General features: G+C 52.1%; 14 protein-coding genes and 2 pseudogenes. 9 read left to right on the top strand and 7 right to left on the bottom strand.

Features of this window, described 5'->3' with window-relative positions; translation table 11 throughout:
- The first annotated feature begins 132 nt into the window (after positions 1–132).
- Positions 133–1,659, top strand: coding sequence for an IS21 family transposase (gene istA, locus EKM04_RS01385; RefSeq protein WP_173994890.1), 1,527 nt, complete (start codon positions 133–135; stop codon positions 1,657–1,659).
- Positions 1,649–2,461: an IS21-like element helper ATPase IstB gene (gene istB, locus EKM04_RS01380; protein ID WP_173994891.1), complete on the top strand. Its 813-nt coding sequence runs from the start codon at positions 1,649–1,651 to the stop codon at positions 2,459–2,461. Before istA ends, istB begins: the two co-directional genes overlap by 11 nt.
- 211 nt (positions 2,462–2,672) lie before the next feature.
- Here the strand turns inward: istB and EKM04_RS01375 are convergent, their stop codons facing one another.
- From EKM04_RS01375 to EKM04_RS01355, 5 genes are all read right to left on the bottom strand, one after another.
- Complete coding sequence (locus EKM04_RS01375; protein WP_012478043.1) at positions 2,673–3,164, bottom strand: DUF4231 domain-containing protein; 492 nt, start codon at positions 3,162–3,164, stop codon at positions 2,673–2,675.
- Between the two features lie 202 nt (positions 3,165–3,366).
- The gene (locus tag EKM04_RS01370) at positions 3,367–4,578 is read right to left on the bottom strand and encodes a 5'-methylthioadenosine/S-adenosylhomocysteine nucleosidase family protein (RefSeq protein ID WP_012478044.1); all 1,212 of its coding nucleotides are present in this window, start codon (positions 4,576–4,578) and stop codon (positions 3,367–3,369) included.
- 2 nt (positions 4,579–4,580) lie between these two features.
- Positions 4,581–5,057 carry a response regulator gene (locus EKM04_RS01365; protein ID WP_012478045.1) on the bottom strand — a complete coding sequence of 159 codons (477 nt, stop codon included), beginning with the start codon at positions 5,055–5,057 and terminating at the stop codon, positions 4,581–4,583.
- Positions 5,050–8,517, bottom strand: a complete 3,468-nt coding sequence (locus EKM04_RS01360) for a hypothetical protein (RefSeq protein ID WP_172691042.1) — start codon at positions 8,515–8,517, stop codon at positions 5,050–5,052. Before EKM04_RS01360 ends, EKM04_RS01365 begins: the two co-directional genes overlap by 8 nt.
- 271 nt (positions 8,518–8,788) lie before the next feature.
- The gene (locus EKM04_RS01355) at positions 8,789–10,219 is read right to left on the bottom strand and encodes a phosphorylase family protein (protein ID WP_012478047.1); all 1,431 of its coding nucleotides are present in this window, start codon (positions 10,217–10,219) and stop codon (positions 8,789–8,791) included.
- A 219-nt stretch (positions 10,220–10,438) separates the two neighbouring features.
- Between EKM04_RS01355 and EKM04_RS01350 the strand changes: the two are divergent.
- Positions 10,439–10,636, top strand: a pseudogene (locus EKM04_RS01350) (carboxymuconolactone decarboxylase family protein); the annotation flags it as partial.
- 165 nt (positions 10,637–10,801) lie between these two features.
- Here EKM04_RS01350 and EKM04_RS01345 read toward each other — a convergent pair.
- Positions 10,802–11,032 carry a hypothetical protein gene (locus EKM04_RS01345; RefSeq protein ID WP_035258433.1) on the bottom strand — a complete coding sequence of 77 codons (231 nt, stop codon included), beginning with the start codon at positions 11,030–11,032 and terminating at the stop codon, positions 10,802–10,804.
- 249 nt (positions 11,033–11,281) lie between these two features.
- On the opposite strand from EKM04_RS01345, the pseudogene EKM04_RS01340 reads away from it, so the two are divergent.
- Positions 11,282–11,481: pseudogene (locus EKM04_RS01340) on the top strand (IS66 family transposase); the annotation flags it as partial.
- Positions 11,482–11,869: 388 nt separating this feature from the next.
- On the opposite strand, the gene EKM04_RS01335 reads toward EKM04_RS01340, so the two are convergent.
- Positions 11,870–13,039, bottom strand: coding sequence for a phospholipase D-like domain-containing protein (locus EKM04_RS01335; protein ID WP_234900485.1), 1,170 nt, complete (start codon positions 13,037–13,039; stop codon positions 11,870–11,872).
- A gap of 1,280 nt (positions 13,040–14,319) precedes the next feature.
- On the opposite strand from EKM04_RS01335, the gene EKM04_RS01330 reads away from it, so the two are divergent.
- From EKM04_RS01330 to EKM04_RS01310, 5 genes are all read left to right on the top strand, one after another.
- Positions 14,320–15,198, top strand: coding sequence for a hypothetical protein (locus EKM04_RS01330; RefSeq protein WP_012478051.1), 879 nt, complete (start codon positions 14,320–14,322; stop codon positions 15,196–15,198).
- A complete protein-coding gene (locus EKM04_RS01325) occupies positions 15,195–15,653 on the top strand; it encodes a hypothetical protein (RefSeq protein ID WP_012478052.1) in 459 nt (152 codons plus the stop codon). The genes EKM04_RS01330 and EKM04_RS01325 overlap by 4 nt, the downstream gene beginning before the upstream one ends.
- A gap of 18 nt (positions 15,654–15,671) precedes the next feature.
- On the top strand, positions 15,672–16,007 hold the full coding sequence (locus tag EKM04_RS01320) for a hypothetical protein (RefSeq protein WP_174018771.1): 336 nt from the start codon (positions 15,672–15,674) through the stop codon (positions 16,005–16,007).
- Between the two features lie 626 nt (positions 16,008–16,633).
- On the top strand, positions 16,634–16,978 hold the full coding sequence (locus EKM04_RS01315; protein ID WP_012478054.1) for a hypothetical protein: 345 nt from the start codon (positions 16,634–16,636) through the stop codon (positions 16,976–16,978).
- Positions 16,968–18,833 (top strand): zeta toxin family protein, encoded by a 1,866-nt coding sequence (locus tag EKM04_RS01310; protein WP_173994894.1) that lies wholly within the window; start codon positions 16,968–16,970, stop codon positions 18,831–18,833. The genes EKM04_RS01315 and EKM04_RS01310 overlap by 11 nt, the downstream gene beginning before the upstream one ends.
- Positions 18,834–18,877 lie beyond the last annotated feature (44 nt).

The raw sequence follows: 18,877 nt of genomic DNA, 5'->3' as shown, positions 1-18,877 counted from the left end.
GGAGCCGAGAGGTACAGAAGTGTTGATTTCCACTGAGAGCTGACCCGGCGCAGCCTGATATTTCCATTGAGAATTGACCCATGTTTCAACCGTCCCTCGCATGTTTTCAGCGGGGGCCCTGGAGTGATCGACATGGCGTTACTGAGCGTGATCCGACGCTGGCATTTTAGAGAGCATTTATCGATCCGGGAGATTTGCCGCAGGACTGGCTTATCCCGGAATACCATCCGCAAATATCTGCGAGCCGGCGGCGTAGAGCCGAAGTTCAACGTGCCGGAGAGGCCGAGCAAACTTGATCCGTTCGCAGATCGGCTATCGGCCTGGCTGAAGACGGAGTCGAAGAAAGGCCGCAAGCAGAAGCGGACGATGAAGCAGCTACACGCTGATCTTGTCAGCCTCGGCTATGAGGGGTCCTACAATCGTGTGGCGGCATTTGCGCGGGAATGGCGCGATGATCGTCAGAGGGAATTGCAGACGACGGGCCGCGGGACTTTTGTGCCCCTGGCGTTCGAACCAGGCGAGGCCTTCCAGTTCGACTGGTCGGAGGACTGGGCGATCATCGGCAATGAGCGCACCAAGCTGCAGATCGCCCACACGAAGCTGAGCTACTCCAGGGCCTTCATCGTCCGGGCATACCTCCTGCAGACGCACGAGATGCTGTTCGATGCCCACAACCATGCCTTCCGTGTCTTCGGTGGCATTCCTGGTCGCGGCATCTACGACAACATGCGCACGGCGATCGACAAGGTCGGTCGTGGCAAAGAGCGCGACGTCAACGTCCGCTTCATGGCGATGGCCAGCCATTATGTGTTCGAACCCGAGTTCTGCAATCCGGCTTCCGGCTGGGAGAAGGGACAGGTCGAGAAGAACGTGCAGGATGCACGTCATCGCTTCTTTCAGCCGATCCCGCGCTTTCCATCACTCGAGGCCCTGAACGATTGGCTCGAGGAGCGTTGCAAGGAGTTCTGGGCCAAGACACCCCACGGTCAGTTGCGTGGCACTATTGCCGACATCTGGGCAGAGGAAGTTCCGGCTCTCATGCCGCTCTCCAGGCCGTTCGACGGGTTCGTCGAATATACGAAACGGGTCACGCCTACCTGCCTCGTGCATCTGGAGCGTAATCGCTACAGCGTTCCGGCATCCTTCGCCAATCGACCGGTGAGCCTCCGGGTCTATCCGGATCGGATCGTGGTTGCCGCAGAAGGCCAGATCGTCTGCGAGCACCGTCGCGTCATCGATCGTTCCCATGATCGTCCAGGACAGACCATCTATGACTGGCGTCACTATCTAGCGGTGGTGCAGCGTAAGCCCGGTGCTCTTCGCAACGGCGCACCGTTCATTGAGCTCCCCGATGCATTCCGGACCTTGCAGCAATACCTGCTCAAGAAGCCGGGTGGCGATCGAGAGATGGTCGATATCCTGGCCCTCGTCCTTCAGCACGACGAACAAGCCGTGCTGTCGGCCGTCGACATGGCGCTGAAGTCTGGCGTTCCGACCAAGACGCATGTGCTGAACCTGCTGCATCGGCTCGTTGACGGTAAATCCTTCACGCCGCCGACCCTCGATGCCCCTCAGGCACTGACGCTCACCAATGAACCCAAGGCCAATGTTGAACGATACGATACCTTGAGAAAGACGGAGGCTCGCCATGCGTCATAATCCAGCAAGCGGCGCGATCGTCATCATGCTGCGGCAGTTGAAGATGCATGGCATGGCCCAGGCAGTCGGAGAGCTTACTGAGCAGGGGTCACCCGCGTTCGAGGCTGCCCTTCCGATCCTGTCGCAGCTTCTCAAGGCAGAGACGGCGGAGCGCGAGGTTCGATCAACGGCCTATCAACTCAAGACAGCACGCTTTCCGGCCTACCGTGATCTGAACGGCTTCGACTTTACCAGCAGCGAGATCAACGAGGCTCTCGTGCAGCAACTCCATCGCTGTGACTTCCTCGATGACGCCAACAATATCGTCCTGGTCGGCGGACCTGGCACGGGCAAGACGCACATTGCCACCGCGCTCGGCATTCAGGCCATTGAGCATCACCACAAGCGAGTGAGGTTCTTCTCGACGGTCGAACTGGTCAACGCGCTTGAGCAAGAGAAGGCGCAAGGCAAGTCGGGACAGATCGCCAATCGGCTCGTTCACTCCGATCTCGTCATTCTCGACGAGCTGGGATACCTGCCATTCAGCGCCTCTGGAGGGGCGCTGCTCTTCCATCTGCTGAGCAGGCTGTACGAGCGCACCAGCGTCATCATCACCACCAACCTCAGCTTCAGTGAATGGGCGAGCGTCTTCGGCGACGCAAAGATGACCACCGCGCTGCTCGACAGGCTCACCCACCACTGCCACATCCTCGAAACCGGAAACGACAGCTTCCGCTTCAAGAACAGCTCGGCCCATCAGCCCAAAACATCAAAGGAGAAACGCAGGAGCTTGACCCCGACCAACAACGCGAACGATACCTAAAGGCGGGTCAATTCTCGGTGGAAACGCCGGGTCAGCTCTCAGTGGAAATCAACAGTACAGAAGCCTTAGCTTGGCCGAATTGTGCCGCTGCTGGAAGACTTCGTCTTACTCTTCGTTCCCGTCAATCACCATATAGGTTGTCAATGGCTGCCTCCACCGTCGTCTGACTCTTTGAACGTGCTCTGTTTGTATGATCTGAGTTCGCAGAGGCTCATTCAGATTTGCTATTCTCAAAGCTTTTAGAGTTAGCCAAAGATTCTTGTTCTGGGACCAGCCCTTCCCATGCGTCATGTACCCACCGACTAACGCTTGTGACTTTCCTGGCGAGTAACTGGTCTGCATCAGCGCAATCGGCAAACTCGCCATCGCGAAAATCGAAATTGGCTTTGTGCTCCTCGAGTTCGCGTTGAGCTCGGCGATAAATCATCCAAAGACGCTGTGGCTTTCGAAGTTGGAGCCAGCTGGTCAGTCCACCCGCCAAAACTGATAATGCTGACGGAACGCCTTTCGCCCAAAGGTCTCCTGTCCCAAGCGTAACGAAAAGTGGTGCAGTCAACGTAGAGGCGATGATAACGGAGAAGCAAAGTTGAGACTCCAGCTTGTTGTGATCTGCTTTCTCTCGATAGCCTTGGCGAACAGTAGAATAATAAGCGCTTGCCGTGGTAAACACGTCGGCTTGGATCGTTTTATCCTTGCGATACATAGTCAGAACATTCCCAATGTGTTGGTGTTGTTTCAACAAAGTATGAAACAGGCGAAGAGGATTCTCCAATCTCGTCACTCGCGTGCTGGCGCATTGCACGCTTGATGACACCCATTTCTTTGAAACTCAGTGCGCTGTATGGACTCTGCACGCGATTCGAAAGGGAAAATTATCCAGCTACGCAGTATTGAAACAAGTACACTCAAATCAAACGATTTCCGTAACGCTCTAACAACAGACGGAGAACTTGTGCACTTGAGTAAGCTGCATACCGTTGATAACCATCAGCCTTATCTGGATCAGCGAAATCACAGACACCTTTGACTGCAAGAAAGGTTGGTTGTGGTGAGGAAGCGGCGTGGGCGGCCGCATAGATTCCATAAATTTCCATCTCAACTCCAATTAATTCTTGATGCTGTCCTTTGACGCCTTGAATAATTCTTCCATCGGATAGCACTGCGGACCCAGAAGCAAGCGGACCGAGCACTATCCGGCTCGTGTCCGGTTTCGTACCTTCAAACTCGAGCCTGATTGCCTCAAGTGCAGAACTGTCTCCCCGAAGCTGCAGAATATGGTTCCGAACTTTCGCCGGAGCTGGAATATGGTGAGGTCGAAACAAAAAGCGCCCTGTCTCGCCGTCCCACTTACCGCTTTGGAAATCCCATGCAGGATCTGCAAAAAGAACGTCTCCCAACTTCACTTTTCCGCGCACCCCAGCGCAGATGCCTGTCATAGCGATAAGTTTTGGTCTTAGAGTACTAATTAGTGTGTTTGCCGCTATAGCGCTCGCCACCATGCCCATACGGGGAAGACATACGGCACATACATTGTAGCTCTTGTCGTCAACCACGAATTTTCCATCGTGAATGAATATGGTGTCGTCTAGCGGACGAGATGTCTGCCAATTCCACGGAAGTTTCAGTACTTCCGAGAGTTCAGGGTCTTCCAAAGCACATATAATGACGACCTCCGTTCCGAGGTTAGAATTCTCTGGCTTTTTGCCTCGTCCACGAATGAATGTCACGCAGTTGAGGGCGCGATGCATCCATTCGTCGGTGGAGCGAGAGTAATTTAAGACTGTCCAACACCAGTCTTCAAATTGTGCAAGAGCTGATCCCGCAGCGGCTCTATCCGCTGTAATACCAAGAATATATGGGGCTTTAGACGTTAAGTCGTTTTGTCGAATCTCAAAAAGAAGATCAATGGCGTTTTGAGGATTTTCCGAATCTTCCGGATGAAGGGGAACCAGGATATCTAACAGTAGTAAGTCATATTCTTGACCCATCAATCGAGCTCTTGCGTCATTGCACGAAGTTACAATATCCACTGAGCCACGATCTATACCCATTGCTTTAAGTTCCGCGATAAAAATATCGTAGCGCTTAGGCTGGTCATCGACGATTAGGATCTGCATATCTAGTCCTCTCTCAGGCCGAGTTTCTGAAGTGTGCTAGAAAGCGTTGTCTTCCATTCATCGTAGGTTGAGTTGTAATGCAACACAGAGCTGACAATCCCTTCGAACTCGGCTATCCACTCACGCCGTAGTTGGTCGAGATCAACTGTCAGGCCTCCGTCTTTTGCAAAACCCTCATAACCCGTAATGATAACTACAGGACACGATAGCTCCGCCATCTGCATCATTCTCAAAATCTCGGCGCCTCCAAAGCCTTGCGGCCTTCCACCGCTTTCACGGTCACCAGCATCGAAGGTTGGAAGGGACATATCGAGAAGCATTAAGTCGACTTCAGTTGTTTCCACCACATCTAGAGCCGAGTTAACTGATCGTGCCGTTACGATAGCGAGTTGAGGATTAAGTTCATGGAGAAGTCTCACAATGTGATCACGTTTTGGAGCCTCATCCTCAACAAGCAAAATTGTTGGTTTCTTAACCATTCGCGCTATCTTTTGTTTGTAACACCACGGCGTAAGTTACCTCTAGGCGGAAGCGTCCATCATTCCCAAAACCAAATTCGATCCTGCCCCGGTCTGACTGAGTTACAATTGCCGCGAGTTTCGCAAATCCACTTCCATCGTCCTTTCGAGTTTGACGTGAGTAAGTTCCGCCGGAGACCATCTGTCGGACCTCCGCGGCTCGCTTCGCTTTCTCTGGCCGCACGCTCGCTTTACAATCACTAATAATCTCAATCGACAGCGTGTGAGCCTCATCGCTCCACTTTGCTGCTATATCTATTTTAGGTGAGGGCAAGCCAGAGTGCTTCTTGGTATTACCTAGTCCGACGAACAGGACGTCATGGACAAAAACTAAGTTTGCGGCGTCCAGGGACAGACTTCCGGTTGTTGACTTGTTAATACGCGGCGAGTATCCCCTTTGAGTAGTAAGGGTCGCCTCGAGACCAACTTCCAGTATTTGCTCGAGTGTAAAAAGGTGCTGACTAGCCAAGGCTCCAGTGTGCACAAACCACTGCGAGGCCTCATCAAGCTTTCCTTGAACTTCGGCAGATCTTTTTCCAGCTTCTGCGTCAAATTCGAGAAATCCAGGGTCAAACTCTGCTATTTCTTTAACAGAAGAGCGCAATTTATCGAACTCTGCAACGAGAGCGCCTTTCAGAACAACAGAGATTAGCTGTCTGACAGCTTGAAGTGATTGCTCCAGCGATATCCAAAAAACAGTAATTAGGAAACGGAAAAACGTGGTGATGTCGAGGTCAAGGGTGAGCCAAACCCTTACAACGGAATAAAGTGCATCACTGTAAGGAATGGCGAGCATTCCTGAAGGATACTCCGCTGTCCTCACATGGAAAAATCTATCTTTCGCGTCGAGCAAAATGTCATCGAAGTGAGCGGAAAAATTTCGAAAAGCCAGCTCCATCCGTGTGCGGTCTGCAGTCTCTAACGTTTTAAATGACTCTAACCAATACCTGTTAGGATGATACTCGCTGGTTTCAGTCTCTCGAGTAGTTATCAGCCCACTGACTTCGAGTGGTCCCCTTATCAATCCGATAAATGAATGATGTCTAACATTTTTTGCTAGGTAGAAATCGAGCCCAAAAGTTGCATTTGTCAGGAATTCATCCCCTGCGCGGCGGATGACGCTCATCAAAACTGCGTCTGCTTCGTTGTCCGGCGAGAATGAATGTCGGCTCAACGCGGCCCCGTCCAACTCCCGCAGGACGTCATCGAACGTTTGCGGGGCGTCAACACTAACCGGCTCGAGGTCGCGATATCGCTCGTAATCTTCTTGTAGTTCACGTGACGCCCACCGAACGAATGCTTCATCCTCAACATGTATTCTGGTTCGATCAACTATCCAACGACCTTCATCAACCATCAGATTATGCGAGATCAACATCGCTTCAGCTGTGTAGTCGTCAGCGCTTTCGGGCCGTAGATCACTAAGCGCTAAGAAGATGTTGCGTCGTTCCTCTAAAACTTCCTTCGAGCTTGAAAACAACCTGGTGACATCAAGTATTTCTGGAACACATACATGTTTTAAAAAGTACACAAGCTCTCGATCATCAAGTAGATCGGCGCGATCTAGGAGCGCACTGGGTCTGTTCACTCCGAGCTTACGAAGTGCCAGACCCGTGGCGAACCGCAATTGCGATGCCGTTTGGCTCTCCTCAGTTCGAGACCAAAGCAAGTGAAGCGCGATCGGAGCGGCTAATGGAGATTCAACGGATTTGAAATCCTCCCAAGCGCAGTCACGAAGGCTTTCGGCAACTGGGAATAAGTTGAAGCAAGATAAATTTTTAACACTTTCAGACGCGATAAGCTCGATCTTCTTATGTCGAAAACCAAATGCATGCAGCGCGTGGAGGCGGGCAAGTTGACATAGCGCGCGAATAGCAAGTGGCGGATCTTCTACGCCAGCCAATATTTCACAGGCGCTTTCAGGATTGGCATGCGCCAGCTGATAGAGTGATCGGCCAAGGACTAAACTCGGGCTGTCGAGTTCAATAGCACTCTGACCAGTTAGGCAAATGGACCAGAATTTTTTAGTAGGAGTTTCGGGAAACGCAGCCAATCCGGTAATCTTTGGATTTACAAGATCCTCAATACCATGAGTTGGGCTATTCAAACCTATCACCCAATGTTTCCAGGCACTGTCAGGCTTGTCGCGGCGGAGTTGTGCTAAGTACTCGCCGACGCCAACCATGAAAGAGAGCCCTCGAAAATTAATGCATAGCTTTGCTGCTTGTGCGGCATAATCATTTGATTGCTCTGATGCAGCTAAGGCAGCAGCAAGCCACCTGTGCAAGGTCTTTGGGTTCAGTGAACTACGGGGAGGGCGTTGTGAACTGGCATGCGCGAAACCTGCATATATTACCTGCCAAGGATCGCTTGGTAAGCTCTTCCGGGCTGCCCTAAAGGCTTGCACACCTGATCCCGAAAAAAGAAAATCAGAAATTTTTTGGCTGCGAGGTAGAAGGGTGTTGATGTCCTGGGGAACAAAAATTGACTGAATTTTTTGTAGCCGATAATCTGAAACACCTAGATTACTTACGCACTCAATCAGAATCTGATGAAGCTCGTCGCGTCCTTCCCACTTTACGAGTTCTTGTAGCACCGCGATGAATGTTTCGTAAATGTCAATAATGCCATGACTCTGCTCAGTTCGTAAAACGTCAGCGATACCGGCATCAGTAGCAGGAAGTTCGTTTTTTAGCCGATAACGCATATAGGTCTGAGTAGCGTCATCGTAGTATGCGTGGTTTGAGATCCGCCGCTCAATCTCATCAAAGTATTTTGAGATTGTCGTCCTTTCCTCATTTCGAACGCTCGTGTGATAGGTTACATATGCAAGTAATCCCTGCTTATAGATCGATCGCACTTGCGCAGCATACTTTTTCTGTTGTTCCAAGCCACCTACAACTTGCTCAAGTGCAATTCGCAATTGCACGGACCACATGGTCGCACCGTAAGTATCAAAAATAATTTCAAGTAGATTAAGCGCTGTTGTGTAGTCTCCTCCGATCGCTGCACCTTCTACGGCCTCTTTGAGAAACAGGAACCTTGAAATCTTCTCTTTTTCTCCGTGCAACCGCGCAGTAATCCACCGCAGCTCTGTACTTAGGTCGACCGCTTCTTTCGGAATGACCCCGCTTAAATTGTCATAGCGGATAGGAATTCTATCTAATTCAGAGAGTTGGCTAGCTAACATCTCGTTAGCCCAAGCGATAAAGCCTGCGTACTGGCTGTGAGTCAATTTTATCTTCGAGCTTATATAAAGTTCGTTGAGCGCTTGCCTGAAACGTAAACTTGGCGAAAAGCGCCTCTGTTCAACGAATTCTTTTGACTTAAATTGTGAGATTATCCCTCGTAATTTATGTTGTTGCTGCAGATAGGATTGCATTAAACCATTGTTGTTTGTTTCAGCCATCTTCGCCAGCAATTCCACATCCTACAAGTATTGTTGCGCTATAAAATCACCGGTGATAGGTAGGCGCAAGCAGTGATTGTAACCATCCACCAATTCTTCGCTACTAGGGGCTATACGATCTGTGCAGTCGTTTGCCATAGGTGTTGGTCTCCGTGCGGAATTGAGCCTTATCTACCTTACCGGCTCAGTTCCGCGTGGAAGATGCAGCGGAAAGCCAGAAGCGTGTGTTTTGGCTGACCGCCGTGGCCGAGAAGGCCACAGATCGCGCTAGCGGTACGTTGTTCTACCACTCCTCTTTCACGAACTCTTCGTACGCCTTCACAATCTCCTGAAGTCGACCGCGGCGTTCTGCACGGAGGAGAAGGTCTCTTATCTTCGCCGTTTTATTCGAACCTGTGAGATCATCGGTATCCACCTGTAGTACGAAGCAAAAATTGCAGAGCTCTTCCATATTCATGGTTTTGCACATCTTTGGAAAGAACACTTCGCGCACCCATTTAGGATCGATTCCGTCGTCCTTGAGTGTGCTTGGTGCCCATGGACCCTCGGTCGGTGCGACAGGCCGTGTCGAGAGAAAATCGCTGAGGAAGCTCGCAGCCGCATGAGCCGCATATTTTTGCCAGTTATCGTTTTTGCTGTCGTCTGCAAAATCGCAAATCGAGCGCACCATAAAGAAGCCGATTCGGCGAGCGGCTGCCATAGCGCTGGCTGCGACACCTCCACCCTCCATTTCAACGGCGGCAAGCTTGGGATGAAGCAAAATGAGGCTTTTTACGTCGGCCTCTGATGCTATGACTTTATCACCCGATGCGACTGGCGCAAAGTGGACTGCAGGCACCGTCGCACTCGAGGCACAGTTGTCAGGTCTCTGCGGCAGTCGGGCTCGCCAAGCGCTTCCCAAGTGCATGTGCATAGCCCTGTCGATTAGCAGGGGGTCAGACATGTAGGAGACCGGTCTACGCTCGAGTCCGTTTTCTCGGACCTTCCCAAGTTCGTAATATACAACGTCTGTGCTGATGACGACATCGCCGAGGCGCTGTTTACCGGGGTGCAAACCGCCTGCGATTCCGCACATAACGACATATCTTGGCATCCAATGCCGAATTAGCTCTGCAGTCTCCGCGGCGGCTTGGACATTGCCCATTCTCTGAAGAAGGGCCACAACAACGCGATATTTCGTCGTTCCGTCATGAGCGACAACAATGCCTTGATAGTAAGTCCGCGACTCGCCGATAATCACTTTCTGAAGAGTGGGAAAGTACTCAAGTACGGCTGCAAGTTCCTGAGGTAGGGCGGTCACGATTGCAAAGTCTGCAGCCGATGCATCGACTTGCCTCGCGAGTTGGGTCGCCGCTATGGGTTCGAGGTGGTTTAGCGGAAATGAACCGGCGATGCGCTGGTGAATGTAAGCCTCGTGCTGAATCTTCATACCTTTGAGAACGGCCGCGGTGTACGTCGACGTGTCGCGGTCAATTAGTGCATGATGGCTGGGGCAAAGGAGAAGGAGATTGTCGAGACTTTGCCGATCTTCGGACTCTTGAGCGGGATTGAAACGCGGCCCGCCAGGGGAGTGGGCTTCGATATGCGCAACTTCAGCAATCGTGCCACCCGAATCCGGCATCAGGTCGGTGTGACAACCTGGGAACGCGCACCTACCGCCACTTAGGGCGAAAAGTCGCTTGATGGCTGAAGATGAAGTTCGTCTTTCACTCATGCGCTATTTCTCGACCCTAAAATCTGTTGCTAAGATTTGAATGACGTGCCACGCCCCCGGATATGCACGATCATGCATGGTTGTGACGCGAAGTCTCATAGTATCAAAACATTACCAACCTCTTCGTCGAGTTCACCACGTTGGCGAACCTGGATGCAACCGATATCAAATTCTATTGGAGGGTGGAGTGCACCCACCCGGCCCTTTGGGTGACCTTGGACACGCCAACTTGCCGCGGTAGCGGCCTTCGCTGCCATTGGTGAAACAGCGTTCATGAGGGTTCATGCCGGCTATGCGCTCAACATCGGCGTGTCAGAGGACGAACTTAAGGAAATCATTTAAGTCGTGACCGTGCCGGCGGGATTCCCAAAAGCGATCGCTGCCTCCCAAGCGCTCCAACAGCTTTTCGAGGAGCGAAGCCATGCAAACTGCCCCGAAGTAAGTCCTGCGACGGCGATAGGCAGGGAGGGGGCCCATGAGCAATATCTTGCTGATCACTGCCGCCATCATCATCCCCACCGCCACATGCCTGAATGCGGTGCCCCCTATCATTAAGGCAGAGGACACGATGCCCTTTCAATCTCACACCCCGACCCAGCCGCAGAAGCATTCGTATATCGGCATGTGGGTTAGACCCCAAGTCAGCTCCCCTAGCTCCGGGTGATCGATGACGGCCTCATAGTGGATTTCCGATCCCATCTGTCGCTCATCGCCCCCAACGGCGTCCCAATCAAGCTCGTCGCTTTCGATCTCGTGGATTTCGCCAGTCGCGCTATGTCTGATCCGAGCCGTCCCGCGGCAGTAGATTTCCATGCTTCCTCAATCCCCAGCAATGCTGTCGTCAGTTCCTCCAGACAGGCAACGTCCGCTCAATGGACTTTATGGGACAGCGTTAGTAACACCGCAATGGCCAAGGAGCCGAGAATAGCTGCCGTCGCGCACGTAACCCACCATCCAACGGCGAGGAAAGGATTGTTTGGTAACTGGTCCGCCCATTGCGTGAACCCCCAGGCGCCCACGATTGCCATCGCGTTCAAGCCGCAAGAAGAACCAGCCACTTAGGCAAACTTTGTGCGCTATGTCGACGACGGGAGGATCTGCATGTCGAACGAGGTCACGGAAAGAGCGCTACGAGGGGCAGCTTGGGAAAGAAAAGTCTAGCTCTTCGCCGGTTCCGACCACGGCGCAGATCGCGCTGCGATCATGCTCACCCTGATCATGCCCCCCGGCTGAACGACGTAGAAGCGAAGGCATGGCTCGCCTAATAACTGTGATGGCGACCTCGGGTGCTTTACCGGCGGCATTAAGATGGTCTTATTTGGACTTGAGGACGGCGTTCAGGCGGCATGCGGCGAGGGGTGGCTTTTTGAGCACCTGCCGGACGACGGCCCTTCGTCCGGCAATGGATGCCCGTCCGCTCCATCGTCCGGATTGACGGCTCATCGGGCGCCAGACCGGACAAAGCGGCTGCGGCCTTCTCATCCAACTACTCGTCGCTCGACGCTTTGCGATTCCGGCCGCACGCCGGACGAGGCGGTCAGCGGCGACCCCAGCGTTGACTAGCTGATCGACTGAGAGGTTCTTTGTTTTTCCGCTTCGCACCGGTAAATACCACCATGATCAGTCCTCAGATGGCACCAGAGGAAGCTCCTAAACCGCGACAACGAAGACGTCATCAAAGGCTGCGAAACCGCAGACATATTCACTAGCGATAGTATTTAGGACAGTCCTCGCGAGGATTGCGTTGAGCAATGTTGCGTCGTCTCCAACATCGGCTTCAACAATGAATGCGCTACAAGCTGATCGATAATATTTCCTGACATCGCCAAGCGTCATTTTTTCACGCGACTTTTTATAAAAAAGTTTTAGAAGACACTCAAGATTGAATAAAATTTCGTCACCTGGAGGGGGCGGAAGTGATTTCTCCATCAGCGCTCCAATTGAGCGATTGATCCCGCTCTCCGCGTAGAGGACATTTACCCAAGCCTGTGGCCAATACTTCCGAAGGTGTTTGCTGGACACAGCGTGGTCGACATCGTGCTTCGACAAGTTCACTCCTGTGCCGTAAGTCATTTCGACATAGCGCTGACACGCCGCACGATAGCTGTGAAAGTCAATGTGAGCCCAAATTTGAGAATAGCTCAAATAACCAGCTGGTGTTTGAACCTGTCCTCGTAAAACCAGAACCCGCTCCCTCTCAAAATCCTTCGCTCTTTTGAAGCGCGTTGAGAGCTCCGTGAGCTGGTGGTCTTTTGCCCAGTTGCGAAGGTGATCTTTCGTGCGAAAAGCAATTGGGGCTCGGTAGCCGTGTTCAACCAAGGTCTGAAAATCGAGCCCTGTACTGACAACGACGAAAGGATGTGAGCTAAAGGAGGGTGCTGGTATCATGACTTCCCGACTTGAACGACTTCGCGAAACCACAGTTAGCCCGAAGTGGTTAATCAGGGCCCAATATGCGTTTGAACAATTGCACACATCGAAGGCGCAACCGCGACTGTGACCGGAATATCCGAGGGTAGGCTGGATCGTCCACGACGCGTCATCGGCTACGCAGTTAAAGTCACCCATTCCCATTCTCTGGGGGAGTTCTCCGCTACCGACGGGCTCAACCCCATCCAGAACCTTCTTCAGGTTTTCGTCGAAAAGTCCCAGCAAGTAGGTCGCGATGCCGGGTGCCTCCAGGTACAGCCCCACCTCATCCAGCGGATCGTCTTCAGACCCGGATTGGGACCCCCAATTCATCGTACTGACGACCACGTCGTTGGAGTCCCATATGAGAAACCTTAGCATGAACCTGTGGTTCGCGCGCAGATATGACATCTACGGTTCCCTCCAGCCTTTTACGGTGAGCGGCCATGTGCTTGCGCTTCGTTGGACCGGATTGTCGTGAATAATAAATCCGGACGTCCTTCAGTCGACCTCCTGCGACCTCGGCCGGGTTCAATAATCCAGGGACGACGTTGGCGCCCATTCTGTTCGTGATGCAGACAAAGCTTTCATTTGCGCTGTGGGCTGCCTTTCGCAGAAGTGGTCCATGGTCTTGCGCGTGGAGCACAGTCAACCGTGCCTTGGTTGTTGGTGCCTGATCAGACCCGGTGGTCAGCGGGGTCTTACCCGTCTGGCTTCAGATGCAAGGAATTGAAGAATTTCCACCGATCGGCTCGCGCTGGCGAGGGAAACCGCTATCCCTTTGAGGATGTCTAGGCCAGCCGCGACGGCCATCGGTCGCGGAGTTCGATTGAAACCTCCACGGCGGAGAAGGGTGAGGACAAACAGTTGCATGATCCAATCACAACGACTGTTCCACCCTATACGTCGTCGGCAGCAAGGGATTTTGCATGACTTCCAACGCTGTCGCGATGGACCAGGAGGAAGCCGCGGCTAAGTCTTACTGCCCAAAGTCTCTCATGAAGTTCCTCCAGCGCCAATGCGTGCCTCGCTTTATCCAGGGAAGTGCCAAAAAATAAATGGCACCGCACGCCACCCCGATATGCGTCTTCCAGCGCCGTGTATATGCGCGCCCGGTGCACTCTTCCTCTTTCATCTGACTGGCTGACGATGAACGTCGACAGTACGAAGATGTCCAAAACCGCAGCCCGCACGATGCGTTCGAAGCGCTCGATGTGCTCGGGCGATCCAACAACCAGCTGATCGAGAGCGAAGGTCGTCTCAATCGAAGCAGGGGCGGATGGCTCGCCCTTCGATGCTCGAGGGAGAACCGCCGTCTTAGGGTTTCGTCCACCGCCGCGACCAGGTTGGCGCTAGCCCCCTCGGGATTTCGCCCCTCTTGAAAGCAGCGAGGTCGATCTCAAGGAATTTCTTCTCCATACCCGAGCCTGTGGTCCGAACTCCACGAAGCCATTCACCGGGGCGTAGAGATTGGGATACGAACTGACTGACCCGGTGAAGCCAAAGTGCTTGATCGAAATATTACGGTTTCGGGCTCCCATCAAGACTTGTACTGACCATACCGCTTCGGTGGTTGACGCGGACAAGCATTCCTTTATCGACGCGTATAAGAATAAGAAACGTAAAATTCTTCCTTGCAACCGAGAGTTATTTGATTAACACTTCATTATGGTGCCAGGGGGAAATAAAAAATGCGAATACTACTTGTTACGCTGACGTCAATTTGCGCTGGTTGCGCTGTTCTACCAAGCAAAAGCGACCTGGATGGTTTTGCCGCCGCCACATCGAGCAGTGCGAAAACGGTTGCTGCCGCCGTCTCAGCAAGCAATCAGGTGGCCACAGACCAGGACGAGCAACTGCAGGCGATACAATATATTCGCGGCGGCAGATATGCTCTTGTAGAGTTGCCACAGTCAAAGCTGACTAACAGACTGGATGCGGATCAGCTTCAAATACGCCTTGCGGCGATTAGCGATCTGCAAAACTATGCCAACGCGGTCGGCAAAGCCGCCGATCAGGGAACTGTCGATCAACTTGAGGCGTCGGCTGAAAAGCTGACGAATTCGGTGGCGGCTTTGGCCACCGCGATGGGCGGCTCGCCGATGGTCGCGCCAGCGATCAAAGTTGTGGGCCGCGCGGCCGCGTCTGCGGTCTCAGACACTTACGTTAGGCAGGTGCTGGATGTCGTTCGTAAGACGGATCCTGTGGTAAAAAACCTAGTCGATCTTCTCAAAAATGACCTTGGCCCCCTTCAAACGGATCTGTGGGTTCAAGCTACAGCCTATGCCGGGCTTCGCGACCAGCAACTTGCGGTCCTGCGACGGGATCCGCGTGTCAACAGAGCAGCCCTCTACGAAGCCTACATGAATGCACGCTCAGATGTTAAGGCGCGATACGCTTTAGGCGATGCCGCCACTCCGATTTCTGATCTCCTTCAGTCAATCCACGACACGCACCACGCGCTAACGACCGGTTCGGGCGATATCGGACTGACGATAAAGCGCCTCAGCGCATTGGCAAAGGACAGTGCGGCACTTATCGAAGTCACGAAAAAGGATGCTGTAGAATGACGCCCAGTGAAGAGTTTGACGCCGCAGCGCAAGAGGCACAGGAGATGTTCTCGAAGTTTCCGCTCGACGATATTAAACAGCCAAGTGCGATTCAGGAGTGGTTCGATAAACTAAAACCGTCGCTCTGGAAGGCTGATGCCGGCGTCAACGCCGCGAGGCTTGCGATCCTTATTGCCGACTCAATCAAAGTTCTGATTGCGACTAAGTCATTGTCCAATGACAGCGAGAAAGCAGAGTTTGCCAATTCAATCCGCGTCTTGCAGTCTCACTACTTCCTGGCGAGGAAAAAAGCGATGGAGGAGGCGGCTTCACGCTACACAATTACCGCACAACTTCGCGCCCAGGCGGGGACGCTGAATAAGGCGTATAAAAAGGTTATCGCAAGTACGGCAATCCTCAATCAGCTCGGCGATGCGATTGATGGCCTCACATCGCTCGTTGGCGCGCTCAGATGACTTGAGGTGTTTGTACGTTTGGACGAGCATCACGCGATCTTAGCTCCTCGACCGAAAACTCTGACAGATGCAGAGCTGCATGTTTTCGTGGCGATTGCGTATGCCGACCAAGAGGGGCTTGGTGATAAATTCCTCGATATTGAAGACCCTGCAGAATACATACCTGTTATGTCTGTTGAGGAAATGGATGCCACCACTTCCGATCTAGTGATCAACGGCTTCATAAATGAGCGTGATATTATTGGATCAAGAAATATTCGAGCGACGCAGCTTCTCTTTGAGACATTCGATGCTCAGGTGATGGGGTGGAGTACGGATGCAGATGCCGTCAAGCTTGCAAAGCTGATGTTATAAAATCCGGAGCATGATTCACCCAGTTTGGCCGAGAAAACAGAATGGCCGCTTCGACGGATCAATCCCACCATCCGCAATTTGATGAACGCACATCCTGAATGGCTATGGCGCGATGATTTCGGACAGCCCTATCCATCACACGGTCTGGTTATCGGCCGGCGGGAAAAATCCGGTCTCCAGCGCTTTATCGCTGACCATGGAAAAGCAGTCACGGCATAGGATAGTGAACAACCTCGCCATCAAATCCGCTGGACTGCGGATTCCGGCGTGAAACCGGCCCTCAATCCGACAGAAGACCGGCCACCATTCCGATTTGAAGCCGACCAATTTCCGGCACCGATGATACCCCTTGGTCAGCAACTTGGCATCAATTACCTCCGGACGAATGAGGACATTTTGATGCGTGCAATGAGAAGGCTGACCATGAGACAATTAAGACAAATGCTTCGGTTTGCCGGAAACGGGGCGAGCACCCGCGAGATCGCCGTCGTACTGGGAATAGCCTGCAGTATGGTGCAGAATATAGCCGCGTATACTGCAAATGTAACGTAAAAATCTTGGTCGCAATCAAAGGTTCTCATTGCGGCCGTATCTTTCGCCGATCGACTTTTAACGAGGAAGAAATCATGTTTCCGGATCTTGACTGCCGACTAGGCGTAGAACTGGGGCTTCCAAAACACTACCGGGATAAGCCAGCGTTTGAGATCATAAACGACGCTCATGATCTCGTGGGGGCACTCACTTCACGGCTGATCACCTTCAGATATAGCGGCTATGAGCATTTTGAGGAGCTCGGGGCACAATACACCTTAGCGGATACTAAACGCATCGAATTTTCACAGCGATTGGAACGACTTGATGGTAACGCAATAAAGGCAGTGAACCTGATCGATGAGCTAAATCACTTCGTAAGAATGTTCGTTGATCCGTGGCTCGTCAAATTTGAGGATTTACGCGTCAATGAGAGATGATCCAGGAGTTGCTCGAGCGCTTTCCCTCTCGTTACAAGATAAGCACGACATTTTCGAGACCCAGATCATTCCGGCAATCGGTGCGCGGGGGCCGTCTGTTGCAAAGCCAACTTTCACCGTTGTATGCGGCCAGCAGGGTGCCGGAAAGAGCACCTTAGTTCGCCAAATCAAGAGTAGAACGGGCGGTGAAAGCACCCAGCGAATAATAGCTGATGATCTTAATGCATACATTCCTGGTAACAATGCAGCCCTTCTGCAGGGCTCGCATGCGTTAGAGCGAGCGAATTCGACGGCAGTGACAGAATGGTATCATCAATTATTTGATCGCAGTATCACTAATAGATATAATATTATACTGGAGTCTTGCTATCCGCCAAATCATTACGCGTCGCTCTTAGATAAGGCGCGCTCCAATGGATACAGAACAGAACTAAATATTATCGCGACGGACAGGATAACGAGCTTTACAGCTATTCACGATCGCTTTGAAAGGGCACTGGCGAACTCGTTTATTGCCTCAACCGTATTGCCAGATGTCGAAACTCACGATCATTATTATTCAATTTGGCCACGTGTAGCGCTCGAGGTCGAAAATTACAAAACATTTGATAGAATTGCAATTGTACGCAGGGACGGTGAAACGTGTTACGACAATGAACAAGCTCTAGCAAATAACGGAGAATCGATTTGGGGCCGGGAGCCAGGCGCGTTAAGGGCATTGATGGATCATCGAAATCGCCCGCTGGACGAGAGACAGCAGCACTGGGTTAACAGCGTTTGGGAGAGGCTCTGTCGAAGCGTCGCATTCGCCCAACATCCAGATTCCGCCCGCCTGCCAATCGCTTCATATCAAAGTGACATCGCAACAAGGCTGAGAGAACACAGTGATCTCAGTTCGTTCGAAACACGTCCCGAATATATGCGAGAGTTTTCGAACAAGTTTTCATGGAATTTAAAGCGCGACATTTCTTTTGTGGTTAATCGCAAGAGTAAGAACGGTGAATTCCGAGAAGATGCGTTTGAAGAGCTGTTTTGCGAAAGGATAACGTCTGTCCATCATTCTCTTCAGGAGGCGATCACGGCACGGTTTGAATCCGCCGTCGGAAAATCGAATGACGAAGGCGATGTACGTTCTCGCGATGTTTCGACATTTTACGCTCGCACTGCTGGGGAGAGTTCTACAACCAAGCGATTGAACATCAGCACAAACCCACGAGGCGTGGTGCCGAGTGCTGACGTCGTCAATATCTCTGAACAGCAGGCACAGTCTGTCAAGTATCGGCGTCCTAAGTTTCTCGTTGAGGTCTCAAAGCACGTCTATAGACCAATCGAACAGTATAATCGGATGGTCTTCGATCGAGTCAGATTTCCAAACATCACTCGTGACCGGCGTAAGTTGAATGTATTGATCCGCACGGAAGACGGCACTGGCTACGAAACATCTAGCTCGTTAAAAACGCGCCTGGGATCGGAGCAGCATAATCTCTTCACCAAGACAATGAACGAGGGTCAGCTACCCCATAGTCTCGCGTCCACGAAGACTGGTAAACTGCCTATAGTTTTGGTTGACGCGGGAAATGGTGCAACCTTTATCGCCGGCGAGAAATTCCCTTTGTTGGACAACGGACGCCGGATACCAACGACTATTTCTGCCGATAGAATTTTAGTCAGAAATGAAAATGGGACTTTCAGCGAGCTTTGTCAGCGTTTGGCTGGAAACACCGAACTATTGCTTCCACCAGAAGCGATAGTTCAACTGGGACTGCAGCGTCAACAAGCTGTCAATCGAGCTCGTGCCAGAGAAGCATCGGAGTTGGAGCAACGAACTCGCGAACATTCCTCTGGAAGAGTTTGATCAAAAGTGCACCGGCCGGTTTTGTCGGATGAAACTCCGGATTC

The sequence above is a fragment of the Rhizobium skierniewicense Ch11 genome (assembly GCF_023757665.1).
Lineage (GTDB): Bacteria > Pseudomonadota > Alphaproteobacteria > Rhizobiales > Rhizobiaceae > Agrobacterium > Agrobacterium skierniewicense.
Note: the sequence above shows the minus strand (reverse complement) of the source record. Positions and strands in the feature narration are given on the sequence as shown.